The organism is Pseudoduganella umbonata (assembly GCF_014192225.1).
Classification (GTDB): Bacteria; Pseudomonadota; Gammaproteobacteria; order Burkholderiales; family Burkholderiaceae_D; genus Rugamonas; species Rugamonas umbonata.
Genome location: NZ_JACHXS010000002.1, coordinates 780,390 through 805,127 on the forward strand (window position 1 = coordinate 780,390; position 24,738 = coordinate 805,127).

The following is a 24,738-nucleotide window of genomic DNA, read 5'->3' on the forward strand; positions in this document are numbered from 1 at the left end:
GCTGACATGAGCGGCGCTGGCATGAGCGGCATTGAACAGGGCGCGCAGCGCGCCGGCAAGATCATGCTGGTGGGGATCGGCCCCGGCAGCGTGGAGCACATGACCGGGCGTGCCCGCGCGGCGATCGCCGAAGCCGATGTCGTGATCGGCTACGTCACCTACATCAAGCTGGTGGCGGACCTCATCGAAGGCAAGGAAATCATCCGCAAGTCGATGACCGAGGAACTGGACCGCGCCGTCAGCGCGCTGGAAGCGGCGCGCGCCGGCAAGAAGGTGGCGCTGATCTCGTCGGGCGACGCCGGCGTGTACGGCATGGCCGGCCCCACGTATGAGGTGCTGTTCCAGTCTGGCTGGACGCCGGACGATCCGGTACAGGTCGAGATCGTCCCGGGAGCATCGGCGCTGAACAGCTGCGCCGCCCTGGTCGGTGCGCCGCTGACGCACGACTTCTGCGCCATTTCGCTGTCGGACCTGCTGACGCCATGGCCGACCATCGCGCGGCGGCTGGACGCGGTGGCGATGGCCGATTTCGTGGTGGCGCTGTACAACCCGAAAAGCGGGCGGCGTACGCGCCAGATCGTCGAGGCGCAGCGCCTGTTCCTGCGCCACCGCCGCGCCGATACGCCGGTGGCGATCGTCAAGAGCGCCTACCGCCGGCGCGAGAACATCGTGTTCACCACGCTCGACCGCATGGCCGATGCCGACATCGGCATGCTCAGCACTGTCCTGGTCGGCAACAGCAACACCTTCGTGCGCAACGGCCTGATGGTGACGCCGCGCGGCTACGCGAACAAGTACGACATGGAAGAGGGTGGCGCCACCCGCGACGGCGAACGCGCCGGCCGTTCGCTGTCCACCGGCCTGCTGGGCTGGCTGGACACGCTGCAGGCCGAGCATGCCGGCGGCGCCAGCATCGAGGCGCTTGCGGCCCGCTACCGGCTGCCGGCCGACTACATCGGCGCCACGCTGGCCGAGCCGTGGCAAGACGAATCCGTGGCGATCGGGGAGGGCGAGGCATGAGCGACAGCGATTCCAGCGCGCCGATGGTGGTGAAACCGAAGATCGGCAGTTATCACCGGCACCTGCTGGTGTGCACCGGCCCGCGCTGCAGCGCCGATGGCCAGTCGCAGGCGCTGTTCGACAGCCTGGGGGAAAAGCTCAAGGCGGCCGGCCTGACCACGGGCGAGCTGCGCGTCAAGCGCAGCCGCGTCAGCTGTTTTGCCGCCTGCAAGGGCGGTCCCATCGCGTGCGTGCAGCCGGACGGCACTTGGTACTACAACGTCACGCCGGAAAACATGGACCGCATCATCGACGAACACCTGTGCAACGGCCGGCGCGTGGACGACCTGGTGTTTCACCAGGCCGGCGAGGAATAGTGCCAGCGCCGCCGTCCGGTGCCCGGTTGCGATGGGCGCCGGTAACGCTCAATAGCTCGTCAACGCGCTCGGCTGCCCGCCCTTGAACGTGAAGATCGTCACCGGCGAGGCTTTCATGTCGCCCTTGCCGTCGAACGCATAGGTACCGGCCACGCCCTGGTACGAGCCGGCCGAGATGGCGGCGCCGACCTTCGCGGGTTCGACGGAACCGGTCTGCTGCATCGCCTGGGCGAACAGGTGGACGGCGTCGTAATACGAAGCGGCATACACGTCCGGCTCGGCGTTGAAGCGCTTCTTGAATTTCGCCTTGAAGCCCGCGCCGCTGGCAGCCTTGTCGAGCAGGGCGCCGCCCTGCGAGCACAGCACGTTGGCACCGACGGCGTCGCCGCCCAGCTTGCCCATCTCGGAGGTGCAGATGGTGTCGCCGCCCAGCAGCTTCGCCTTGATGCCCAGCTGGCGGATCTGGCGCGCCATCGGGCCGCCCTGCGGTGCGTAGCCGCCGAAGAAGATCGCTTCCACGTTCTTCGGCCGCAGCTTGGTGAGGATGGACGTGAAATCGACCGCCTTGTCGGTCGTGTACTCATGGCCGGCCACCGTCATGCCGGCGGACCGGGCGGCACGCTTGAATTCCTCGGCCAGGCCCTGGCCGAACGCGGTGCGGTCGTCGATCACGGCCACCGTCTTCACCTTCAGTTCCCTGGCCGCGTACAGCGCCATCCGCGAGCCGAGCTGCGTGTCGCTGGCGTTGACCCTGTACAGGTTTTTATAGCCTTGCTGCGTGAGTTTCGGATTCGACGCGACACTGGCCACCACCACGCCGGCGTTCGCATAGACCCGCGAAGCGGGGATCGCCACGCCCGAGTTGTAAGGGCCGACCACGTAGCGCACGCCGCCGTCGGCAAGCTTTTGCGCGACGTTGACGCCGGCCTTCGGATCGCCCTGGTCGTCCTCGGACACCAGCTCGAAGCGCAGCTTCTTGCCGCCGACGGCGACGGGCTTCGCGTTCAGCTCCTCGATCGCCAGCCGCGCGCCGTTTTCATTGTCCTTGCCGGAGAAAGCCTGCGCGCCCGACAGCGGCCCGCTGTGGCCGATGCGAACCACGGTTTCCTGCGCGGCCGCGCCGGCCGCCATTGCCGACATGGCCGCCAGCGCGAGCGCGCCGGCCATTTGCGTGTATCTCATCGGATCTCCCGTCGTTATTCTTGAGTAGCGTGAATTATCCACGTTCTCGCGGCGGGAGCAAGCAGCAAAGTGAAGAACCCAAAGTGAAGAACCCTCCGCCATCGGCGGGCGCACGGGCGCAGGCGCCGGCGCCTGCGCCGGAAACCATGTCCGCAACGATGCCGCCAACTACACTGGCGGCACGGTGCCCGTGCGGGTAACCGGGCGGACCGCCGGGTTGATCTCGTTGCGTGGCGGCGCGGCGGCCGCGTTGGGGCCGCCGGCAATGCCGCCGGCCAGGTACTGCGCGGCGATTGCGGCAGCGGTGGACGGGTCGGCCGCATTCGGCGCGCGCGGGGCATTGTTGGCGTTCGCACCGCCAGCCGCGGCGTTCGCGCCCGGCGTTCCCGCTGCGCCCGGAGCTGTGCCGGCCGGCGCGCCCGTGGCCGATGGCGTGCCGCCTGCCGTGGTGCCCGCCGCCGGATTGGCCGGCGTGCCCAGCGAAGCCTGCGCCGCAGCCGCCGCGTCGGCCGCCGCCTGGGCAGTGGCGGCGCTGGTTGCCGCCGAGGCGGCGATCCGCGCGTCCGCCGCCGCACCGGCCACGGCCTGCTCGTTCGGTGTACCGGCCAGCGCCGTTGCGCCGGCTGCAGTGCCGGCGCCGGCTGCGCCCGCGGCCTGCTGGGTACGCAGCGCGATCCGCTCCCGGTCCAGGATGGCCTGCGCGCGCTCCGCTCCCTGTTCCTGCAATACCCGCAGCGCATCGCGCTGCCGCGCCGTTTCGGCCTCGGCAAGCGCCGCGGCCTGGCGCGCATCCCCGGCCTGCTGCGTGGCCGCCAGGCGCACCTGGGCAAGCCGCTGTTCGACCAGCGCGTCTTCCTGCGTGGCCAGCGTTTGCCCGGCCGCGGCGCGGCGTGCCGCCAGCAGGCGATCCTGCGCCAGCCGGTCGGCCTGCGTCAGCTCATTCTGCCGAACTTCTTGCCGATTCTCTTGCCGCGCCTCGTCGAGGCGATCGGCAAGCTGCTGCGCCGCCGTGTCTTCCTCGCGGGTGGTGGTCAGCTGGCGCAGCGCCGCGGCGCGCACTTCCTGCAGCCGCTGGTCCTGCGTCACGATGTCCTGCCGTTCGGCCAGCGCCTGGTTCGCGGTCTGCCGCGCCAGCGCAAGCCGGCCGGCGGCCGCGCGTTCCTGCTGCGTCAGCGTGGCGAGGTCCCGGTCGAGCCGCGCCGCATCGTCGCGCTGCACCTGCTGGCGGCGTGCTTCGGCGTTCTCCGCCACGGCCGCCCGCTCGGCGGCGAAGCGTTCCGCTGCCAGCTGCCGTGCCAGCGCCTCGGCGTTGGCCTGGTCGGGCGACGTCGTCGGTGCCGGCGGAGTCTGCACCGGGTTGGCCTGTGCCTCGCCAGGGGCGCCGGTTACGCGGGTGGGTGGCGGCTGCACCGTGTCGCGCACCGCCTGCTGGACGGCGGCCGTATCGGCCGCGGTCGACGGCAACCGGTCGGGGGCCCGTTGCGGCACCGGGCTGGTGGTCGCCGGCTGCGCATAATTTGGAAACTGCGTCGGAATCTGCTGCGCCGGCACCTGCGGCGCGGGCACCTGGGCCGGGCTGCCGGAGGGCAGCGCATCGCTCGACGGCTGCGCTCCCTGCTGCGGGGCGTTGGCGGGACCGAGCGCGCCACTGGCGCTGTTGTCGGCCTGCGCGGCCGTCAGTTCGGCGGCCTGGTTGTTCAGCATGGCGGCCGGCGTGCCGGAGCCGGCGATCTGGGGCGCTTCAGGCTGGCGTGCATCGCCGGTGGCGCCGTCGTCCGCGGCATCGGCGGGGGGCGCCGGGTTCTGCTGGTTCGGCTGCACGGCCGTATCGCGCAGCGCATTGCGGAACGCCGCGTCGCTGACCTCGCTCGGCGGCAGGTTGGCCGTGGCGGGCGCCTGCAGCGAATTGCCGTCCGGGCCGATGGCATCGCGTTCGCGCGCCAGGGCGCTGGCCACCTCGTCGAAACTGCCGGCGGCGCGCGCCAGCGTGTCCAGCGTGCCCTGGCGGTCGGCCTCGAACGCGGCCAGCAGGCGGCGGTTGTCCACCGCCAGCATGTCGCCATCGTCGCCCAGCAGCGATGGCGCCAGGTCGATACCCAGCTGCGCCAGGCCGGCGCGCTGGTCGGCGAACGCCTGCGCCAGGCGCCCGGCCAATGCGCTGGACGGCAGTGCTTCGCCGGAAGGCGGCGCCAGCGTGTCGACGGCGCGGCCCACGTTGAACGCTTCCACCAGTTCGCCGGCGGCAGTGCCCAGCTGTTCCAGGTCCGCATCGGTGATGCGCGCGCCGCTGGCGGCGGCCAGTTCGCCCAGCCGTTTCTGCGACAGCGCCAGCGTGCCCATGAACTGGCCCAGCGACGATACATCCACGTCGGAACTCGGCGGCACCTCGTCGCGCGTGGGCGCCGCGCCCACGCCGGCTGCGGCGAACAGCGGGGCCATGCCGGACGACACTGAAGAGACAGGAAACATGATGCACCTCCGAGGCCTGGATCCGGGCAAGCTTGCCACAAAGCGCCCGGCGGCGGCGCACCGGCCCGGCCCGGCAGTGCTTCCGCCGCCCTCGCGTGTCTTTCCACTTTGTTATGCACCGCACTGTGCGGCCGCGCCGATCGGCCTATCGTTGGACCTGCATACCAACCAAAAGAGGATACCGATCATGGACAACGAAAAATCGACCATCAACGCGACCGGCACCGTGACGCCGATCGGCAATACCAACACCACCGGCACGGCCAACCGTACCGACGTTCACAACACGATCGACAAGGCCGCTGACAAGGTGCAGCCGGCTGCCGACAAGGCCGCTACCGCTGCGCATAGCGCCGTCGACAAGGTTGCCGAGAAAGTGCCGGCTGCCGCCGAGAAAGTGCACAGCACCGTCGAGAAGCTGGCCGAGAAGGTGCCGGCCTCCACCGAACGGCTGGTCGGCAAGGCCCACGAGACCGTGGACAAGGTAACGGAGAAGGCCGGCGCCGTCTCCGAAACGCTGAGCCGGAAAGCGGCCGACCTGAACGTGGCCTATGGCCGCCTGGCCGAAACGGGCCGCAGCTATGTGCGCAACAGCCCGGGTACGTCGGTGCTGGTCGCCCTGGCCGCCGGCTATGCCGTCTCGAAGCTGCTGGGCTCGCGCCGCCATTAATTGAATCACCATTAATCGCGTCGCCATCGACATCTACCGCGCCACCATTCGCACGGCAACTGCAGCGCAGTTGCCGCCTTGATGGCACGTCGTCCGCCGCCCCTTGCGGACGGCAGCGCCCGGCCGTGCTTCCTCGCGATGCACGGCCGGGCGTCTTTGCGCCCGGTCTTCCCGAACGGCGGCCCGGGCGCCGCTTACAGTCAATCCTAGGACATTAATGACCACGAAATCCACTACGCAGTCCTCCGGCGTCGACGGTGCCGGCTCCATTCTCTCCACTGTTTCAGGACCTTCCACCGCGGCGCCGCCGCAATCGCTGGGCAACAACAATCCGCAAGGCGACGTGCTGCTGGAAAAGCAGGCCGGCGGCATGGACCTGGCTGCGCAGACCCCGTACAACGCCAACAAGCCGAACGAATACGGCGATGTGGCGCGCACGCCCCAGCAGGGACAGACGGCCAAGCCGTCCAGCGACATCGTCACCGCCAGCAGCGCCGCCGAGAACATCGCCTCGCCGAAGACCGGCAGCGGCCAGCCGCCGATCGGCGTCAACAACACCAATGCGCCGCTGGACCGCGTGCGCGCCGATTCGAACGACCGGGTGCTGACCACCAACCAGGGCGTGCCGGTGGCGAACAACCAGGATTCGCTGAAGGCGGGCCTGCGCGGCCCCACGCTGATGGAAGACTTCATCCTGCGCGAGAAGATCACGCACTTCGACCATGAGCGCATCCCCGAGCGCATCGTGCATGCGCGCGGCTCGGCCGCGCACGGCTACTTCGAAAGCTACGAAGACCTGTCGGACATCACGCGTGCCGCGCCGTTCGCGCAGGCCGGCAAGAAAACGCCGGTCTTCGTGCGCTTCTCCACCGTGGCCGGCGAGCGGGGCTCCACCGACACGGCGCGCGACGTGCGTGGCTTTGCCGTCAAGTTCTATACGGACGAGGGCAACTGGGACCTGGTGGGCAACAACATTCCCGTGTTCTTCATCCAGGACGCGATGAAGTTCCCCGACCTGGTGCATGCGCTGAAACCCGAGCCGCACAACGCCATGCCGCAGGCGGCCAGCGCGCACGACACGTTCTGGGATTTCGTGTCGCTGATGCCGGAATCGACGCACATGCTGATGTGGGCGATGTCCGACCGCGCCATTCCGCGCAGCTACCGCATGATGCAGGGCTTCGGCGTGCACACCTTCCGCCTGGTGAACGCCGCCGGCGAATCCGTGTTCGTCAAGTTCCACTGGACGCCGCTGCAGGGCACCCATTCGCTGGTGTGGGACGAGGCGGTGAAGATCAGCGGCGCCGATCCCGACTTCCACCGCCGCGACCTGTGGGAAGCCATCGAGGCCGGCGAATTCCCGGAATGGGAGCTGGGCCTGCAGATCTTCACCGAGGAACAGGCCGACAGTTTCGAGTTCGACGTGCTCGACGCCACCAAGCTCGTGCCGGAAGAGCTGGTGCCGGTCAGGCCGGTGGGCAAGCTGGTGCTGAACCGGAATCCGGACAACTTCTTTGCCGAGACCGAGCAGGTGGCGTTCTGCACCGCCCACGTCATTCCCGGCATCGACTTCACCAACGATCCGCTGCTGCATGGCCGCATCCACTCCTATGTGGACACGCAGCTGTCGCGCCTGGGCGGGCCGAACTTCCATGAGATCCCCATCAATGCGCCGGTCACGCAGGTGCACAACAACCAGCGCGACGGCATGCATCGCCAGACGATCAATCGCGGCCGCGTGTCGTATGAGCCGAATTCGCTGGGCGGCGGCTGTCCGTTCCAGGGCGGCCGCATGGGCTTCACGAGCTTCCCGCAGCAAACCTTCGTGGAAGACAAGGTGCGCGGCAAGCCCGAACTGTTCGCCGACCACTATTCGCAGGCCCGCCTGTTCTGGCAAAGCCAGACGCCGGTCGAGCGCGCGCACATCATCGGCGGCTTCCGTTTCGAGCTGACGCGCGTGACGGTGCCGGCGATCCGCCAGCGCACGCTGTCGATGCTGGCCAATGTGGACGCATCGCTGGTCAACGCCGTGGCTTCCGGGCTGGGCATGCCGGTGCCCGATCCGCAGCCGATGGCCACGACGCGGCCGCTGCCCACTTACCGCACGTCGCCGGCGCTGTCGCTGCTGGCGCGGCCAGGGCAGACGGGCATCCATACCCGCCGCGTCGCGATCCTGGTGGCCGATGGCGTCGACGTGGCGGGCGTGCGCACGATCTACGAAGCGCTGCTGGCCGACGGCGCCGTGCCGCGCGTGGTTTCCTCCCGTCTCGGCCAGGTCGCAGGTGCCGACGGCGCCACGCTGGACGTGGAAATCACGCTGGAAGCCGGACCTTCAGTGATCTATGACGCGATGGTGGTGCCGGCCGGCGAGCAGTCCGCGCAGACGCTGGCGGCCGACGCGAACGCGCTGGAATTCGTGCGCCTGCAATACCGCCACTGCAAGCCGATCATGGTGGTCGACGCAGGCGTGCAACTGCTGGCCAAGGCCGGCATCCCGGCCACGCTGCGCGACGGTTCGGCCGATCCGGGCATCATCGGCGCGCAGCCGGTCGATGCCGCCGCCGCGCTGGCCGCGTTCAAGGAAGCACTGGCGCAGCACCGCGTCTGGATCCGCGAGAGCGATCCGCCGGCGGTATGACGCCAGCATAGCCGCCCCGGCAGGGCACCAGCTCTGCCATAGGTGGTGACCGGCCCGGTTGCATGCGCCACGCGCGGCAGCCGGGCTTTATCATCTCATCCAGCCAAAAAAACATTTCTCGAAAACCGGTGACAGACACCAGGTTTTTTGAAACATTTCCCGAAAACCGGTGACAGACACCAGGTTTTTTGAAACATTTCCCGAAAACCGGTGACAGACACCAGGTTTTTTGAAACATTTCTTTACTACATGGACGTTTACGCCCCGCAGACCTGGAAGCCCCATGAACGGCCGATGTTGCCGGGATCGCCGTCGTCGCCGCTGCACTCCACGCCGAGGCGCCTGGCCTACCTGCTGGTCGGCTTCATCGTCGCGCTGACGGGCGGCCTGGGCAACGCGCTCGTGACCGTCAACCTCGTGTATGCGCAAGGCTCGCTGGGCGTCTATGCGGCCGAGATCCAGTGGCTGCCCGCCGTCTACGTGATGGCCAGCGTGTCGATGAATCTGCTGCTGGTGAAGTTCCGCCAGCAGTTCGGCCTGCGGCTGTTCACCGAACTGTTCCTGGTGCTGTACGCGCTGGCCACGCTGGCCCACCTGTTCGTCCACGGTCTCGGCTCCGCGATCCTGGTGCGCGCGGCCAGCGGCATGTCAGGGGCCGCCCTCACCACACTGGGCCTGTATTACACGCTGCAGGGTTTTCCCGCGCAGCACCGGCTGAAGGGCGTGGTGCTGGGCATCGGCTTCTCGCAGCTGGCGATGCCGATCGCGCGCATCTTCTCGACCGAACTGCTCGAGATTGCCGAATGGCGCGGCCTGTACTTCTTCGAGCTGGGCATGTGCCTGCTGTCGCTGGGCTGCGTGCTGCTGCTGAAACTGCCGCCGGGCGACCGCATCCGGGTGTTCGAAAAGCTCGATTTCGTCACCTTCGCGCTGTTCGCGCCCGGCGTGGCGCTGCTGTGCGCCGTGCTGGGCCTGGGCCGCACCGTGTGGTGGTTCGAGGCGCCCTGGCTGGGCTGGTGCCTGGCCGGCTCGATCGTGCTGGTGACGGCGGCGGTGGCGATCGAGCACAATCGCGCCAGGCCGCTGCTGAACATCCGCTGGCTGACGACGTCGAACATGGTGCGCCTGGCCCTGTCGGTGCTGCTGATCCGCATCGTGCAGTCGGAAGCCACCGGCACCGTCGGCTTCCTGCAGGCGCTGGGCCTGCAGAACGACCAGATGCGCGAGCTGTGGATGGTCACGCTGGTGGCCAGCATCGCCGGCATGGCGGCCAGCGCGCTGACGATCTCGCCCAGCCGCATCCAGACTTCGCTGATGTTCGCGCTGCTGCTGATGGCGCTGGGCGCCTGGATGGATTCGCATGCCACCAACCTGACCCGCCCGGCGCAGATGTACCTCAGCCAGGGCCTGCTGGCGTTTGCCGGCGTGTTCTTCATCGGCCCGGTGTTCGTTTCCGGCTTCGGCGCGATCATCGCCCAGCCGAGCAACCTGATCAGTTTTTCGCTGATGTTCTCGATGACGCAGAACCTGGGCGGCCTGCTGGGTTCCGCGCTGGTGGGCACCGTGCAGGTACTGCGCGAGAAATACCATTCCAGCCAGCTGGTCGAGCACCTGACCCTGATCGACCCGCTGGTGGCCAGCCGCGTGCAGGGCAGTGGCGCCGCGCTGGCCGGCACGCTGGGCGATCCGGCGCTGCGCAGCGCGCAGGGCGTGGCGTCGCTCGGCGCGGCGGCCACCCGCGAAGCCAACATCCTGGCCTACAACGACGTTTTCCTGCTGATCAGCATCGTCGCCATCGCCACGCTGGCATGGATGCTGGCGCACTATCTCTGGCAACTGTGCACCGCCTGCCGTCCCGCCGCGCCGGCGCAGAATGCCCAGACGGGCATGGCCAAGGTCTCCCTCGACAACTCCGGATCGAAATGAGCGCAAACGACACCACTCCACCACCGTCCACGCCAACCCCCGCACCCGCTCCGGCACCCGCGCCGCCGGCACCGGGCCAGCCGGACCGGCCGCACCAGTGGCTGGCCATCGCCGGCTTTGCGCTGATCGCGCTGGTCGGCGTGCTGGTCGTGCTGTACGCGTGGCGGCTGCCCCCGTTCACCAGCCCGATCGTCTCGACCGAGAACGCGCTGGTGCGCGGTCAGGTGACGGTGATCGGTACCCAGCTGTCCGGCTATGTCACGCAGGTGCACGTGCAGGATTTCCAGCACGTCAAGGCGGGCGACCTGCTGGTCGAAATCGACCGCCGCGTCTACGAGCAGCGCTACGAGCAGGCCGAGGCGCAACTGGCGGCGCAGCGGGCGGCACTGGAAAACTGGGCCCAGTCGCGCCGCAGCGCCGCCGCCACCATCGCGCTGCAGGAAGCGGCGCTGGCCAATGCGCGGGCGCAGGCCACCCGCGCCACGGCCGACCTGGCCCGCGTGGAGGAACTGGTGCAGGACGGCTCGTTGTCCCAGCGCGAAAGGGATGCGCAGCGCGCCGCGCATGCCCAGGCCCGCGCGGCCGTCGCGCAGGCGCAGGCCAATGTCGAGATCTCGCGGCAGCAGTCGCAATCCGTGACCGTCAACCGCGCCGCGCTGGAAGCGGCGGTCGCCAATGCGGCGGCGGCGCTGAAAGCGGCGAAGGTCGACCTGGACAATACCCGCATCCTTGCGCCGTCCGACGGCCAGCTGGGCCAGGTGGGCGTGCGGCGCGGCGCGTTCGTCAACTCGGGTGCGCAGCTGATGGGGCTCGTGCCGCGCCAGATGTGGGTGATCGCCAACCTGAAGGAAACCCAGATGAACGGCATCCGGGTCGGGCAGAGCGCCACGTTCAAGGTCGATGCGCTCGACGGCGCCTTGCTGACCGGGCAGGTGGAGCGCATCTCGCCGGCCACCGGCTCCGAGTTTTCCGTGCTGCCGGCCGATAACGCCACCGGCAACTACGTCAAGATCGCCCAGCGCATCCCGGTGCGGATCCGCATCGATCCCGGCCAGCAGCTGGCGGACCGGCTGCGGCCCGGCATGTCGGTGATCGTCAGCATCGACACGTCGGCTGTGCTCGACGATACGGAGGTGCGGCGATGAGGCGTGCGGTGCTGATGCTGGCCGCCGTGGCGCTGGGCGGCTGCGCCGCGAAGGTGGCCGAACCGCCGGCGTCGCGGCTGCAGGTACCCGCGCAGTGGCGCGCGCCGCTGCCGGAAGGCGCGCCGGGACTGGCGGTGGATGCGCAGTGGTGGCAGGGCTTCGGCGATCCGGCGCTCACGGCGCTGGTCACGGGGGCGCTGGCGAACAACGGCGACCTGCGCGTGGCGCGCGAGCGTATCGAGGACTATCGCGCCCGCGTGCGCGCCGCCGCCGCCGCGCAGCAGCCCACGCTGTCGTTCGACACGTCGCCCACGCGGGCGCGGGCGCTGTCGCCCGCCACGGGGCGGCCCTACGTGGCCAATGCGTTCCAGGCTGAATTCCAGGCCGCCTACGAGATCGACGTGTGGGGCCGGCTGGCCAATGCCACCGAGGCCGCCGCCGCCACCTTGCGGGGCGAGCAGGCCAACTTCGACGCGGTGGCGCTGTCGATCGCGGCCAACGTGGCCACCGGCTACCTCAACTTGCGCGGACTCGACGCGCAGCTTGAACTGGCGCAGGCCACCCTGCAGCTGCGCGAGCGTTCGCGCGACCTGGCGCGGCGCCAGTTCGAGGTGGGCTACAGCTCGCGCCTCGAATGGCTGCAGGCGCAGGCTGAATACGACACGGCGGCCGAACAGATCCCGCAACTGCAACGGCAGATCTTCGAACAGGAAAACGCGCTGTCGCTGCTGGCGGGGAACTCGCCCGGGTCCATCGCCCGGGGCAGGACGCTGGCCGAACTGGCACCGCCGCCGGTGCCGGGCGGCCTGCCGTCGGACCTGCTGCGCCGCCGCCCGGACATCGCGCGCGCCGAACAGGCCATCGCCGCCGCCAGCGCGCAGCTGGCCGCCACGCGCGACCAGCTGCTGCCCACCTTCCGCCTGACGGCCGCCGGCGGCATCCAGTCCACCGAACTGTCCGACCTGCTGCACGGGCCCACGCGGCTGTGGCGGTTGTCCGGCGCGCTGGTGGCGCCGCTGTTCGACGGCGGGCGCGTGCAGGCCGCCACCGATTCCGCCGCCGCCCAGCGCAACCAGGCGCTGATCGCGTACGAGAACACAGTGCGGCAGGCATTCGCCGAAACGGAAAACGGCCTCGATGCGATCACGCGGCTGCGCGAGCAGGTGGTGCAGAACGACGCGCGGCGCGCCACCGCCGCCGAAACGCTGCGCATCGCGCACAACCGCTATGCCAATGGCTACGCGGCCTACCTGGAAGAACTGGACGCGCAGCGCAATCTGTACGCCGCCGACGTGGCGCGGCTGCAGCTGCGCGCGCGGCTGCTGGCCGCGTCGGTCGACCTGTACCGGGCGATGGGGGGAGGGTGGACGGCGCCGCCTTCGCCGCCTTCGGCCCCATTACCGCCTTTGCGATAGGCTGCCGCGCTCGGGTAAGATGGGCGGATGGACTATCACAAGACCTTGACCACCGAACGCCTGACGCTGCGCCCGCCGCGTCCCGGCGACGAAGCCGACCTGCAGGCCATTCACGGCGATCCCGAAGTGATGCGCTATTTCAGCGAGCCGGCATGGACCGACCCGGAACGCCCGGCCCGGCAGATCGCCGCGGATGCCGCCGACTTCGCGGCGCGCGAGCAATTCCGCTTTGCCATCGTCCTCAACGACACGGGCCGGCAGATCGGCAACTGCGGGCTGTGCCGGCTGCACTGGCCAAACCGCCGCGGCGAAGTCGGCTATGCGCTGAACCGTGCATACTGGGGCAAGGGCTACATGAACGAGGCGCTGCACGCGCTGCTGCGATTCGCCTTCGTCGACCTGGACATGCACCGGCTGGAGGCCGACATCGATCCGCGCAACACCGCCTCCACCGGTGCGCTCGAGCGCCTCGGCTTCCAGCGCGAAGGCTTGCTGCGCGAGCGGTGGATCGTCGGCGGCGAGATCTGCGATTCGGTGCTGTACGGCCTGCTGCGGCGGGAATGGGCAGCGCACCCCGGCGAAAACCGGTGACGAAAACCGGTGACAGGCTCCGTTTTTTTCGAAACATTTCCTGGGAACCGGTGCCTGTCACCGGTTTTCTATGATCAGGCCCCGAGCAGGACTCGCTCCGGCGTGCCGGCCTGCGCCGGTTCGAGCTGGAACGTGTCGACCACGCCGGCCAGCTGATCGGCCTGCAGCTGGAGTGCCTGCGCGGCGGCCGCCGCCTGCTCGACCAGCGCGGCGTTCTGCAGCGTCATGTCGTCCAGCGTGCCGATCGCCTTGCCGACCGATTCGATGTCGGCACCCTGCGTGCGGGTCACCTGCGAAATGTCCTGCATGATCGCCGACACGCGGGCGATGCCGTCGACCACGTCCTTCATGGTCGTGCCGGCGGCGCCGACGAGCACCGTGCCGGTATCGACCTTGGCGACCGAATCCTCGATCAGCTGCTTGACTTCCTTCGCCGCGGCGGCCGAGCGGTGGGCCAGGTTGCGCACCTCGGTGGCGACGACGGCGAATCCGCGTCCCTGCTCGCCGGCGCGCGCCGCTTCCACGGCCGCATTCAGCGCCAGGATATTGGTCTGGAACGCGATGCCGTCGATGACGGCGATGATGTCGACGATCTTCTTCGACGATGCGCCGATCAGGTTCATCGTGGCGACGATGCTGTCCACCGCCTCGCCGCCCTGGCGAGACACGTCCGACGCCTGCCGCGACAGGGCGCTGGCTGCTTCCGCGTGGGCGGCATTGGTGCGTACCGAGTCGACCAGCTGCCGCATCGACGCCGTGACCTGCGCCAGGGCCTCGGCCTGCGCCTCGGTACGGTCCGACAGGTTGGCGTTGCCGGCGGCGATTTCGGCCGACGCCGCGGCGATTGCCACGGTACCGCTGCGCACGTCGGTGACGATGCCGGCCAGGCCGTCGCGCATCGTTCCCATCGCATGCAGCAGGCTGCGTTCGTGGGCGCGGCCGGTGTTCACCGGGCGGTGCAGCTCGCCGCGGGCGATGGCGCGCGCCACGCCGGCGGCGTAGCCGGGTTCGCCGCCCAGCTGGCGCAGCAGGCCGCGCACGATGGCGGTACCGATCACCACGCACAGCAGCGCGCTGACGAGGGCCATCGCGCCGATCCACCAGCCGGCCGTGTCGGCCTTCTCCGCGGCGGCATCGGTGGCCACGCGGCTTTGATGCTTCAGCTCATTCATCAGCACGTCGATGTCGGCCACGATGGCGCGGCGCAGCGGGCTGCATTCTTCCACCAGGAAGATGCCGTACTGCTCCATCTCGCCGGCCGCGCGGTACTTGCGCGGGCGCTCCAGTTCGCGCGCCATCTGCAGCATGCCGTCGCGCACCTTGGCGAACTTCGGGTTGTCGCGCAGCATAGGTTCCAGCTTGCCCAGTTCCGCCAGGTACAGCGCCTTCTGGCGATCAAGGATGTCGAGCTCGCGCATTGCCGCGTCGCTGTCATGGAAGATGTAGGCATTACGCGCGGCCATGCCGGTCTGCGCCAGCGCCTCGCGCGCTTCCACCAGCGGATCGAGCTGCAGATGCCGCAAATGGTTGGCATTGTCGAGTGCCGTGTCGATCTGGCTGACGCGCGAGATGGAGAACAGCGCAAGCATGGCGGTAAACAGCATGACCAGAGCGAACGATGCGTAGAGCTTGGTGGCGATGCTGACGTGGCGGCAGGGTTTCATGGCGGTTGTCTCGATTGATTTGACGAATTCGAGCGCGATGATGCCAGTATTATTTCCATCAATCAACATAAATTGCTGAATTTGACGATTGGTTGTAAAAACCCGTCAAATTCGTCAAATTTCTTCGAACCACGTATACTGTTGCCGAAGAAAGTTCAAACATGAGCAACGACGAAGATCCTATCCTGACCACCACCGCCGCCGCGCGCCTGCTCGGCGTGGCCACCAGCACCGTCCAGATGTGGATGGAGAGCGGCGCCATCGCTTCCTGGAAGACGCCGGGCGGGCACCGCCGCACCCACCTCTCCGCGATCCAGGGCCTGATGGAGTCGCCGCCCGGGCAGGCGTCCGCCACCCTGGGCCAGGCCATCGAGGCGGCGCTGTCGCCCGTGTCGCCGGACGAATTCGCGCCGCGCGAGGAACCCGGCTACCCGGTCGCGCGCGATGAGGCGACGCGCCTCGTCGCGCTGTCCGCCTCCGGCCTGGTCGACACGCCGGCCGAGGCCCGCTTCGACCGCATCGTGCGCTTGGCGGCGCACGTGACGGGCTCGCCGATCGCGCTGGTGTCGCTGTTGACGTCCACCCGGCAGTGGTTCAAGGCGCGCGTGGGGCTGGAGGCGCAGGAGACGCCGCGCGAATGGGCGTTCTGCTCGCACGCCGTCATCGACGGCAATCCGTTCGTCGTGGAAGATGCCGCCGCCGATCCGCGCTTCCGCGACAACCCGCTGGTGCAGGGCGATCCGAAGATCCGCTTTTATGCGGGGGTGCCGCTGAGGGACCGCGGCGGCCAGGCGCTCGGCACGCTGTGCGTGATCGACCGCGAACCGCGCCGGCTGCGCGGCGCGGAACTGCAGGCGCTGATCGACCTCGCCGACATCGCGTCGGAAGAAATCGCGAAGAAGTAAACCACGGCAAACCGCCATACAAAACCGGTGACAGACACCGGTTTTTTTGAAACATTTGAGCAAAACCGGTGGTGTAGCAGGGGATTCAACGAGCCCTGCTATTTGCCTGTGGAACGGAGATGGCCTGCTGGCCCTCTCTTCGTCCAACCTCCAATTAATGAGAATGTTGCAAAAAAACCGGTGACAGACACCGGTTTTTTTGAAACATTTCTAATTAAACCGGTGACAGACACCGGTTTTGCTTGCTGTCAGTGCCCGCCCGCCTTGCCGGGCTCGGCTGCCTGCGGCAGGTTGGCCGCTTCGCCATGCGGCGGCTGGCCATGCGCATGATCCTTGTGCCGCAGCTTGCGCACCATGCGCCCGAGCCAGTGCTCGAGGTCGTCCACATACGTGAACACGGCCGGCACCACCAGCAGGCTCAGCAGGGTTGAAGTGATCAGGCCGCCGATCACCGTGATCGCCATCGGCGCGCGGAAGCTGGGGTCGGCGCCCAGGCCCAGCGCCAGCGGCATCATGCCGGCGCCCATCGCGATCGTCGTCATCAGGATCGGGCGGCTGCGCTTGTGGCAGGCATCCACCAGCGCCTCGGTGCGCGTCATGCCGGCATCGCGCGCCAGGATGGCGTAGTCGACCAGCAGGATCGAGTTCTTTGTCACGATCCCCATCAGCATGATCAGGCCGATCATCGACGGCATCGACAGTGCATTGCCGGTAACGAGCAGCAGGACGATGGCGCCGCCGATGGACAAGGGCAGGGCGGCCAGGATCGTCATCGGCTGCATGAAGTCCTTGAACAGCAGTACCAGCACGCCATAGATGCACAGCACGCCGATCGCCATCGCGATGCCGAAGCTGGCGAACAGCGAGGCCATTTCCTGCGCGTCGCCCAGTTCGGCGATGCGCACGTTCGGCGGCAGGTTGGCCAGCGCCGGCAACTGGCGCGCCTCGGCGTTCAGCTCGCCCAGCGAGCGGTTGCCCAGTTCCACGTCCAGCGTCACGTTGCGGCTGCGGTTCAGGCGGTCGATCTGGGCCGGGCCCGATTCCATCGTGATCGCCGCCACGCTGGCCAGCAGCACGGGGCCGTTCCGTCCCGGCACCGTCAGGCGGCCGATGGCGTCGAGGTCGGCGCGCACGTAGTCCGGCAGCTTTACCCGGATCGGCACCTGCCGCTCGGGCAGGTTCATCTTCGTGAGGTCGAAGTCGTAGTCGCCGGCGGTTGCCACGCGCACCGTCTCGCCGATCGACGCGGCCGTCACGCCCAGGTCGGCGGCGCGGGCGAAGTCGGGCCGCACGATGATTTCCGGCCGCACCAGCGATGCCGACGACGTGACATTGCCGATGCCGGACAGCGTGCGCAGCTCGCGTTCGGCGCGGCGCGCGGCGGCGATCAGCGCATCCGGGTCTTCCGACTGCAGCACCAGCTGCATCTTCACGCCCGTATCCGGCGGGCCGACGGTAAAGCGCGCGCCGGCAATGCCGGCCAGCTGGCGGCGCAGCAGCGAATCGATCTCCGGCATCGTTTCATCGCGGTCGGTGCGGTGTACCGTGGTGATCGTCAGCACCGCGCGGCGCGCTTCGGCCGCGGCGCCGGGCGCGAACGCATCGCCGGAAGAGCCGCCGCCGATCGAGCTGAACACGCCGGTCACGCCGGGCACGCGCATCGCAGCCTGGCGCGCCTGCTCGGCCACTTCGCGCGTCTGCGCCAGCGTGGAGCCGGGGGGCAGTTCGGCATTGACCTGCGTCTGGGCGCGGTCGGCGGGCGGCACGAAGCCGGTCGGCAGCAGGCCCACCAGCATGATCGAGCAGATAAAGAAGATCGCCGAGGCCAGCGCGGTGAACAGGCGGTGCTTCAGGCACCACTTCATGGTGCGCATGTAGCGCGACATGATCGGACCGTCTTCCTCCACGTGGCCCGGGTGCTTCGGCTTGTGCGGCTTGAGCAGGTAGGCCGCCATCATCGGCGTCAGCAGCCGCGCCACCACCAGCGATGCCAGCACCGCCAGCACGGCGGTCCAGCCGAACTGCTTGAAGAACTTGCCGGGGATGCCGCCCATGAACGCGGTCGGCAGGAACACCGCCACCAGCGCGAACGTGGTGGCGATCACCGCCATACCGATCTCGTCGGCCGCTTCCAGCGCCGCCTGCATCGGCGTCTTGCCCATCTGCAGGTGGCGCTCGATGTTCTCGATTTCCACGATCGCATCGTCGACCAGCACGCCGACCACCAGCGCCAGCGACAGCAGCGTCACGGTATTGAGCGTGTAGCCGAACCAGTAGATGCCGAGGAAGGCGGGCAGCACGGACAACGGCAATGCCGCCGATGCCACCAGCGTGGCGCGCCAGTCGCGCAGGAACCAGAACACCACGATCACGGCCAGGATCGCGCCTTCGTACAGCAGCTCCATCGAGCCTTCGAAGTTCTCCTCGACAGGGAAGGCGTTGTCGATCACCTGCTTCAGTTCCAGGTTCGGGTGATCCTTGCGCAACTGCTCCACCGCTTCGCGTACGCCGTCGGCCACCGCCGTTTCGCTGGCGCCCTTGGTGCGGAACACCTCGAAGGCCACCACCGGCTTGCCGTCCTGCGTGGCGATCGCGCGCGGTTCGGCGATCGTGTCGGTGACCCTGGCGATCTGGTCGAGGCGGATGTGGCGGCCATCGCCGAGCGGGATGTCCATGCGCGACAGTTCCTGGGCCGACTGCACGGTGCCGATCGTGCGCACCGACTGCTCCGCGCCTGACACGTCGCCGCGCCCGCCCGGCGCCTCGCGCTGCACCAGCCGCAGCTGGCGCGACACATCGAGTGCCGAGACGCGCAATGCGGCCATCTGGGCGTCGTCCAGCTCGACGCGGATCTCGCGGTCCACGCCGCCCACGCGGTTGACGGAGCCGACACCCGGCACGGTCAGCAGGCGCTTCGCCACCGTGTTGTCGACAAACCACGACAGGTCGGCATCGTCGACCGGCGTTGCGCCGGGCTTGACCGCGGCGACATACGTCGTGATCACGCGCCCGGCGGTGGACACCTTGCTGACGACCGGTTCGCGCAGTTCGGCCGGCATGTCGGCACGCACCTGCGAGACCGCGTCGCGCACTTCGTTGACGCCATCCGAGATGTTCTTCTCGAGGATGAACTCGACGGTGACCGTGGCCACGCCGTCGAGCACCTTGGTGTAGATGTTCTTCACGCCTTGCAGCGTGGCGACCGAATCCTCGATCTTGCGCGCGACCTCGGTTTCCAATTGGGCCGGCGCGGCGCCCGGCAGCGAGGCGCTGACGGTCACGATCGGCAGTTCGATGTCGGGGAAATCCTGCACCGGGTTGGCCTTGTAGGCCATCAGCCCGGCCAGCGTGAGCAGCACGAACAGCATGATCGCCGGAATGGGATTCCGGATCGACAGGGCGGAAAAGTTCATTGCATGTCCTTAACGTTGCACGGGTGCTTGCGCCGGCGCTGCCGCCGCCGATCCCGCGGGCGTTCGTGCCTGCGCATTGGCCACCCGTACCAGGTCGCCGTCGTTCAGGAAGCCGGCGCCGCTCAGCACCACCGGCATGTCGGCCTTCACGCCGGACAGGATCTCGATCCGCTCGCCGACGCGCCGGCCGGTCTGCACCTTCAGCTGGCTGACGCGCGAATCGGCGTTCAGCCGGAACACGTAGGGGAAGCCGTCGCGCACCACCACGGCCTGCTGCGGCAGGGTCAGTGCACCCGAGGTGCCCAGTTCGAAATGGCCGCTGGCGAACATGCCGGCCTTGAACGGCGCGTTGCTGCGCGTATCCGGCGGCAGGTCGACGTACACCAGCGCCGAGCGGGTCTGCGGGTCGATGGTCGGCGCGATCATGCGCACCTTGCCTTGCAGTTCGCTGCCGTTGGCCGCCTTCACGGTGGCGGTGGAACCGACGCGGATGTTCTTCAGCTCCGCCGCCGTCACCTCGGCGCGCCATTCGAGCCGGCCCTGGCGGATCATGCGGAACAGTTCCGTGCCGGTGCCCACCACCGAGCCCACCGTCGCGCTGCGCGCCGAGATCACGCCGCTGTCGGGTGCCACCACCTGCGTGTATTTCAGCCGCAGTTGCTGGGAAGCCAGCGATGCCCGCGCCGATTCGATGCGCGCGTTGGCGGTCTGCTCGGCCGTCAGGTATTGCGAGACCTGCTGTTCGGACAGCGCGCCGGAGGCCTGCACCGCGCGGGCCCGCTTCGCATTGGCCTGCGCCTCGGCCGCGTTGGCCTGTGCCTCGGCCAGCGCCGCCCTTGCCTGCGCCACGTCGGCGTTCACGGTGTCGGCGGAGAACACGGCCAGCACCTGGCCCTTCTTCACGACGTCACCCACGTTGACACGCACTTCCGTCAGCCGCAGGCCATTCGATTCGCTGCCCAGCGACGCTTCCTGCCACGCCGCCACGTTGCCGTTCGCGGTCAGCCGCAGCGGCAGGGTGGCCGATTGCGGCCGCGTGGTGGAGACGGTCAGCGCCGGCGTCGCCGCCGCCGGCTTCTTCTCGTCGGCGGCACTGGAGGCGGGGCTGTACAGCGTAACGCCGGCGGTACCGACGGCAATCGCGGCCAGCAGGACCAGTGCGAGCGGCTTCCTGCTCGCCTGCTTGCCCGATGGACTGGCCGATCGCCTGTTCGATGTCTTGACGGATGTTCTGGTCAATGCATTGCCCGGCTTCGTTTTCTGATTGGTGATCGTTGTTTTCATGGATTGCTCGCGGTGGTCATCACGGAGGTGTTCGTGTTGTCGCGGTTCCAGCCGCCGCCGGCGGCGCGGTACAGCGCGATCCAGGCCGCGCTGCGTTCGCGCTGCACGGCGATCATCGCGTTCTCGGCGGCGAGGCGCGTGCGGCGCGAATCCTCCAGCTGCAGCAGGCTGCCCATGCCGTTCCTGTACAGGTCCTCGGCGGCCGCGAACGATGCCCGGTAGCCTTCCAGCGCGGCCTGCGCCTGCACGGTGCGCTGGTCGGTTCCCTGCAGGTTGACGAGGGCCTGCTCGACTTCGCTGACGGCTTGCCGCACGCTGCCGCGGTAGGTCGTCACGGCCGCTTCGTAGCGCTCCTGCGCCGCTTCGACCGAGGCCCTGCGGCGGCCGGCATCGAAGATGGGCAGCGTCACCTGTACCGGGCCGATGGTCCACGTGTTCGCCGTCACGCTTTCTCCGGCAGCGTGGATCTGGCCGCGGCCGATGGAACCGGCAATGCCCAGCCGCGGGTAGCGCCGGGCGCGCGTGCCGGCCACCTCGAAGCTGGCGGCGGCGACTTCCCGCTCGGCGTTGAACACGTCCGGCCGCTGGGCCAGCGTCTGCGCGGGCAGCGAATCGATGGCGATGCCGCGCGCCGGCGACAGCCCGGCGGTGCCGGCCGCCAGCCGGCTGCGCAGCTCGGGTTCGGCAATGGCCGTCAGTGCGACCAGCGTCTTCACGTCCACCTCGCACTGGGCGCGCTGGGCGATCTCCCGGTTGGCGCCGTCCGCCGCGCTGGCGCGGGCCAGCGCCAGGCTGGCCGGCGCCTCGAACCCCGCCTGCGCCGTGAGTTCCGTCAGCCGCGCGGTATCGGCGCGCGAGGCGGCATCCTGCCGCGCCACGTCCAGCAGTTTTTCGCACGCGCGGAACTGGTAATAGGTGTTCGCGGTATCGGCCGCCACGGAAACGCGGGCATCGTGCCAGCCCGCCTGCGCACCTTCATAGCGGGCTTGCGCCGCATCGCGGGCCGCGCGGTTGGCGCCGAAGATGTCGATCTCCCACGACGCCTGCAGGTAGCCCTGCGACGTGGTGTTGCTGGGCAGGTCGGCGCTCTGCTGGCTGGCGCGGGTCGACGTCAGCGCCGCGTCGACCGTGGGCGCCAGCGCGGCGCCGGCTGCCACGCGCCCTTCGCGTGCCTGCGCCAGCCGGCTGCGCGCCGCGGCCACGGTGGGGCTCGCGGCCTGCGCCGCCGCCACCAGCTCGGCCAGCAGCGGGTCGCCCTGGCTGCGCCACCAGCCGGACAGGCCGTCGACCGTGCCGCCGTGCGGCAGCGGCGCGTGCCATTGCGCCGGGCCCTGGGCGTCCACCGCGGCCGGCGGGCCGGACAGCGCACAGCCGCCCAGCGCCAGCGCAATGGCGACCGCCAGCGCGACCGGCCTGATGAAGTTGAAATGCCGTGCTGCTGCCTTCATGCTGCTCCTTTCCTTCTCTTTTCCTGTTCGGCGGTGACGATCGCCTCGGCGTAGTCGACCAGCCGCGGTATCCATTCGTGCAGCGCATCCGGCCCCGCCATCAGTTGCGGCGTGACGGCGGCCACGATGTCCTGCGAGATCATCAGGTGCGCACCCAGCGCGGCCACGCCGTGCACCAGGCGGCGCACTTCGTCGTCCACCGGCACGTCAAGGTGGCGGGCCAGCACGGCGGCCAGGGCCTCGAACTCGGGGCGGATGCCGTTGTCGATCTCGTTTTGCCAGATGCCGGTGGGTTCCAATACTTCGCGCAGCCACATGCGCAGCCGCAGCTGGGCCACATCGTCTTCCATCAGCGGTGCCAGCATCTGCGTGTAATAGCCGTGCAGGACCTGCTGCAGCGTGAAGCCGGGCTGGTCGAACTGGGCGATGTTCTTTTCCGGCGGCGGCATGAAGTCCGTCAGCGCCGCGCGGTACAGGCCCGCCTTGTCGCCGAAGTAATAGGCGATCGCCGCCACGTTGGCACCGGCGGCCAGCGCGATCTCGCGCGTCGAGGTGGCATTGAATCCCTGTGCGGCGAACAGGCGCATCGCCGCCTGCTTCAGGCGCTCGCGCGACTGTTCGCCATCGGAACGGGGTTTGCGGGTTTGTTTTTCTGACATGCGACGATTAAATCATAGATTTAAAACGATTGATATAAGTAAGTCATTCGTTTAAGTAATTTATGACGGGTAGGGATGCAGCCTCGTGTCCGCTCTTTTCCGCCTCCGCGCCAGGGCGATAGCTCAGGAATGTTTTTTTAAACAACTCCAGCGGCAAAAAAAATGCCCGCGAGCCAGAGGCTGCGGGCGAGGTCCAATTGTTCGGAGAACGCTTGGAGGAGACGGTTCCAATATAGCTTGGTATATGTTGCGGTGCAATACCGTAAAACTACCGTGCGCACGCCTGCGCCGCATCGGAAGCGTTTCCATGGGTAATGTGCACTGCAACAAAATTCGGTGGCGGCGTAGCCCGGCGAATATCCCGAAGCCGATAGCGAAAATGGCCGAGACTTCTTCAGCTGAGTAAAAACCTGCATGCGCGACAGGCGCAACAGTGCTCACCGCAAAAATATTTTGCGGTTGCGTAAAACATACGCGGCTATTGCACTGGGAGTTGCTGTGCCTCAGTTATGGCACTGGGAGAGAGGACTTCAGATATTGCGCCTGAGTTGCAGCGTGAAGTTGCTGCCCTGGCCGAACTCGCTGTTGAAGAACAGCGTGCCGCCGAGCACGTTGGCAAGGTTCTGGCACAGGTAGAGGCCGAGACCGGCGCCCTCGGCATGGCGGGTGGACGTGGAATCGAGTTGCGAGAATGCCTGGAACAGCTTGGCCTGGTCTTCCTCGCGAATGCCGGCGCCCGTGTCGGCGACGGAAAACTCGGTGGCTGTCGTGCCGTCGTCGAGCGTGCGGCGCGCCAGCGTCACGCGCACGGTGCCCTTCTCGGTAAACTTGATGGCATTGTTGGCAAGATTGATCAGGATTTGCGCCAGCGCCCGGCGATCGGTGTCGAGCGTGATCGGCTGCTCGTCCAGCACGACGTCGAGCGCCAGTCCTTTTTGCGCGGCGAGCGGGCGCAGCGTTTCCGCCACTTCGCGCACCAGGTCCTGGCATTGCACGCGCTCGATCGACAGCGTGACCTTGCCGGCCTCGATCTTCGCCACGTCGAGAATGTCGTTGATCAGCGAGAGCAGGTGGCGCGCCGATCCGCGAATGGTGTTCAGCTGCTTTTCCTGCTCGTCCGTCAGCGGGCCGGGCAGTTTCATCAGCAGCGCGCCGGTAAAGCCGATGATGGCGTTCAGCGGCGTGCGCAGTTCATGCGACATATTGGCGATGAACGCGGACTTCATCCGGCTCGCCTCGCCCAGCTCGACGTTCTTCAGCGCGATCTCGCGGTTGATCGTTTCCAGCTGGCCCGCATGGTGGGCCAGGCGCATGTTCAGTTCGATCACCTGCCGCTCGCGCGCCTGCAGCTCGCTGTTGACCTGTACCGCCTGCTCGTACGTGGAGATCAGCAGGTCGAGGATCTGCTGGCGCTCGGCGTTGATGAAGTGTTTCTGCTCGCCCAGGTAGAGGGCGATGCCCACTCCCATGTTCTGGTCCTTGCGCAGCTTCTGGTTGACCAGCATGTGGCCGATGCGGTTCAGCAGGTAATCTTCGGCGTAGGGCTTGCGGATGAAATTGTCGGCACCGCATTCGATGCCGCGGATGATGTCCTTCGGGTCGTTCAGCGACGTGACGAGGATGACGGGGATGTCGCGCATCGCCGCATCGGCCTTGATCGCCCGGCACAGTTCATAGCCGTCCATTTCCGGCATCACGATATCGGACAGCACCAGGTGCGGCTTGCGCGCCGCGATCGCTTCCAGCGCCAGGCGGCCATTGCCGGCCACCCGCGCCTTGTAGCGCACCGACTGGATCAGGCGCCGCAGCCGTTCGGCCTGCGTCGGGCTGTCCTCGACGATCAGGATCTCGATTTCATCTGGTTCGATTTCGTAGGTGGAATCCACGCGCCTGCCCTGAACTTTCATCGGGTTATACCATGTTCGACTATAAATGAATTGCGGGCGCCACGGC

17 protein-coding genes are annotated in these 24,738 nt (G+C 68.2%); 9 read left to right on the plus strand and 8 right to left on the minus strand.

Translation table 11 applies throughout. The features are described 5' to 3' along the window. Positions 1-21: 21 nt before the first annotated feature. Together cobJ and FHS02_RS08480 are read left to right on the plus strand one after the other, a co-directional pair. Positions 22-1,020: a precorrin-3B C(17)-methyltransferase gene (gene cobJ / locus FHS02_RS08475; protein WP_137317486.1), complete on the plus strand. Its 999-nt coding sequence runs from the start codon at positions 22-24 to the stop codon at positions 1,018-1,020. Then, positions 1,017-1,376 carry a (2Fe-2S) ferredoxin domain-containing protein gene (locus FHS02_RS08480; RefSeq protein WP_137314478.1) on the plus strand — a complete coding sequence of 120 codons (360 nt, stop codon included), beginning with the start codon at positions 1,017-1,019 and terminating at the stop codon, positions 1,374-1,376. The genes cobJ and FHS02_RS08480 overlap by 4 nt, the downstream gene beginning before the upstream one ends. Positions 1,377-1,424: 48 nt before the next feature. Here the strand turns inward: FHS02_RS08480 and FHS02_RS08485 are convergent, their stop codons facing one another. Next, on the minus strand, positions 1,425-2,558 hold the full coding sequence (locus FHS02_RS08485; RefSeq protein ID WP_137314477.1) for a branched-chain amino acid ABC transporter substrate-binding protein: 1,134 nt from the start codon (positions 2,556-2,558) through the stop codon (positions 1,425-1,427). Between the two features lie 168 nt (positions 2,559-2,726). Then, complete coding sequence (locus tag FHS02_RS08490) at positions 2,727-5,027, minus strand: hypothetical protein (protein ID WP_137314476.1); 2,301 nt, start codon at positions 5,025-5,027, stop codon at positions 2,727-2,729. A 187-nt stretch (positions 5,028-5,214) separates the two neighbouring features. On the opposite strand from FHS02_RS08490, the gene FHS02_RS08495 reads away from it, so the two are divergent. The 6 genes from FHS02_RS08495 to FHS02_RS08520 all read left to right on the plus strand — a co-directional run bounded on the left by FHS02_RS08495 (position 5,215) and on the right by FHS02_RS08520 (position 13,412). Continuing rightward, positions 5,215-5,697, plus strand: a complete 483-nt coding sequence (locus FHS02_RS08495) for a hypothetical protein (RefSeq protein ID WP_221403800.1) — start codon at positions 5,215-5,217, stop codon at positions 5,695-5,697. A gap of 217 nt (positions 5,698-5,914) precedes the next feature. Continuing rightward, a complete protein-coding gene (locus tag FHS02_RS08500) occupies positions 5,915-8,335 on the plus strand; it encodes a catalase (protein ID WP_137314475.1) in 2,421 nt (806 codons plus the stop codon). Positions 8,336-8,629: 294 nt separating this feature from the next. Further along, a complete protein-coding gene (locus FHS02_RS08505) occupies positions 8,630-10,261 on the plus strand; it encodes an MFS transporter (RefSeq protein WP_229422738.1) in 1,632 nt (543 codons plus the stop codon). Then, positions 10,258-11,406, plus strand: coding sequence for an HlyD family secretion protein (locus FHS02_RS08510; protein WP_137314473.1), 1,149 nt, complete (start codon positions 10,258-10,260; stop codon positions 11,404-11,406). The genes FHS02_RS08505 and FHS02_RS08510 overlap by 4 nt, the downstream gene beginning before the upstream one ends. Next, a complete protein-coding gene (locus FHS02_RS08515) occupies positions 11,403-12,821 on the plus strand; it encodes an efflux transporter outer membrane subunit (RefSeq protein WP_137314472.1) in 1,419 nt (472 codons plus the stop codon). Before FHS02_RS08510 ends, FHS02_RS08515 begins: the two co-directional genes overlap by 4 nt. Before the next feature lie 27 nt (positions 12,822-12,848). After that, positions 12,849-13,412 (plus strand): GNAT family N-acetyltransferase, encoded by a 564-nt coding sequence (locus FHS02_RS08520; protein ID WP_137314471.1) that lies wholly within the window; start codon positions 12,849-12,851, stop codon positions 13,410-13,412. Between the two features lie 74 nt (positions 13,413-13,486). Here FHS02_RS08520 and FHS02_RS31935 read toward each other — a convergent pair whose 3' ends face one another. Further along, positions 13,487-15,076: a methyl-accepting chemotaxis protein gene (locus FHS02_RS31935; RefSeq protein WP_137314470.1), complete on the minus strand. Its 1,590-nt coding sequence runs from the start codon at positions 15,074-15,076 to the stop codon at positions 13,487-13,489. A 161-nt stretch (positions 15,077-15,237) separates the two neighbouring features. Between FHS02_RS31935 and FHS02_RS08530 the strand changes: the two genes are divergently transcribed. Continuing rightward, the gene (locus FHS02_RS08530) at positions 15,238-15,981 is read left to right on the plus strand and encodes a GAF domain-containing protein (RefSeq protein WP_137314469.1); all 744 of its coding nucleotides are present in this window, start codon (positions 15,238-15,240) and stop codon (positions 15,979-15,981) included. Between the two features lie 248 nt (positions 15,982-16,229). On the opposite strand, the gene FHS02_RS08535 is transcribed toward FHS02_RS08530, so the two are convergent. From FHS02_RS08535 to FHS02_RS08555, 5 genes are all read right to left on the minus strand, one after another. Then, a complete protein-coding gene (locus FHS02_RS08535) occupies positions 16,230-19,394 on the minus strand; it encodes an efflux RND transporter permease subunit (protein ID WP_137314468.1) in 3,165 nt (1,054 codons plus the stop codon). A 9-nt stretch (positions 19,395-19,403) separates the two neighbouring features. Next, positions 19,404-20,678 carry an efflux RND transporter periplasmic adaptor subunit gene (locus FHS02_RS08540; protein ID WP_137314467.1) on the minus strand — a complete coding sequence of 425 codons (1,275 nt, stop codon included), beginning with the start codon at positions 20,676-20,678 and terminating at the stop codon, positions 19,404-19,406. Next, positions 20,675-22,126 (minus strand): efflux transporter outer membrane subunit, encoded by a 1,452-nt coding sequence (locus tag FHS02_RS08545; RefSeq protein WP_137314466.1) that lies wholly within the window; start codon positions 22,124-22,126, stop codon positions 20,675-20,677. The genes FHS02_RS08540 and FHS02_RS08545 overlap by 4 nt, the downstream gene beginning before the upstream one ends. Continuing rightward, on the minus strand, positions 22,123-22,785 hold the full coding sequence (locus FHS02_RS08550) for a CerR family C-terminal domain-containing protein (RefSeq protein WP_137314465.1): 663 nt from the start codon (positions 22,783-22,785) through the stop codon (positions 22,123-22,125). The genes FHS02_RS08545 and FHS02_RS08550 overlap by 4 nt, the downstream gene beginning before the upstream one ends. A gap of 530 nt (positions 22,786-23,315) precedes the next feature. Beyond that, positions 23,316-24,671: a hybrid sensor histidine kinase/response regulator gene (locus tag FHS02_RS08555; RefSeq protein ID WP_137314464.1), complete on the minus strand. Its 1,356-nt coding sequence runs from the start codon at positions 24,669-24,671 to the stop codon at positions 23,316-23,318. Positions 24,672-24,738: the final 67 nt, after the last annotated feature.

What these genes read in the sequence shown, in the direction of transcription:
- FHS02_RS08510 (WP_137314473.1), top strand. Translation starts at nt 10,258, where the DNA reads ATGAGCGCAAACGACACCACTCCACCACCGTCCACGCCAACCCCCGCA.
- FHS02_RS08550 (WP_137314465.1), bottom strand. Translation starts at nt 22,785, where the DNA reads ATGTCAGAAAAACAAACCCGCAAACCCCGTTCCGATGGCGAACAGTCG.
- FHS02_RS08545 (WP_137314466.1), bottom strand. Translation starts at nt 22,126, where the DNA reads ATGAAGGCAGCAGCACGGCATTTCAACTTCATCAGGCCGGTCGCGCTG.
- FHS02_RS08535 (WP_137314468.1), bottom strand. Translation starts at nt 19,394, where the DNA reads ATGAACTTTTCCGCCCTGTCGATCCGGAATCCCATTCCGGCGATCATG.
- FHS02_RS31935 (WP_137314470.1), bottom strand. Translation starts at nt 15,076, where the DNA reads ATGAAACCCTGCCGCCACGTCAGCATCGCCACCAAGCTCTACGCATCG.
- FHS02_RS08520 (WP_137314471.1), top strand. Translation starts at nt 12,849, where the DNA reads ATGGACTATCACAAGACCTTGACCACCGAACGCCTGACGCTGCGCCCG.
- FHS02_RS08490 (WP_137314476.1), bottom strand. Translation starts at nt 5,027, where the DNA reads ATGTTTCCTGTCTCTTCAGTGTCGTCCGGCATGGCCCCGCTGTTCGCC.
- FHS02_RS08485 (WP_137314477.1), bottom strand. Translation starts at nt 2,558, where the DNA reads ATGAGATACACGCAAATGGCCGGCGCGCTCGCGCTGGCGGCCATGTCG.
- FHS02_RS08515 (WP_137314472.1), top strand. Translation starts at nt 11,403, where the DNA reads ATGAGGCGTGCGGTGCTGATGCTGGCCGCCGTGGCGCTGGGCGGCTGC.
- FHS02_RS08540 (WP_137314467.1), bottom strand. Translation starts at nt 20,678, where the DNA reads ATGAAAACAACGATCACCAATCAGAAAACGAAGCCGGGCAATGCATTG.
- cobJ (WP_137317486.1), top strand. Translation starts at nt 22, where the DNA reads ATGAGCGGCATTGAACAGGGCGCGCAGCGCGCCGGCAAGATCATGCTG.
- FHS02_RS08480 (WP_137314478.1), top strand. Translation starts at nt 1,017, where the DNA reads ATGAGCGACAGCGATTCCAGCGCGCCGATGGTGGTGAAACCGAAGATC.
- FHS02_RS08505 (WP_229422738.1), top strand. Translation starts at nt 8,630, where the DNA reads ATGTTGCCGGGATCGCCGTCGTCGCCGCTGCACTCCACGCCGAGGCGC.
- FHS02_RS08500 (WP_137314475.1), top strand. Translation starts at nt 5,915, where the DNA reads ATGACCACGAAATCCACTACGCAGTCCTCCGGCGTCGACGGTGCCGGC.
- FHS02_RS08495 (WP_221403800.1), top strand. Translation starts at nt 5,215, where the DNA reads ATGGACAACGAAAAATCGACCATCAACGCGACCGGCACCGTGACGCCG.
- FHS02_RS08530 (WP_137314469.1), top strand. Translation starts at nt 15,238, where the DNA reads ATGAGCAACGACGAAGATCCTATCCTGACCACCACCGCCGCCGCGCGC.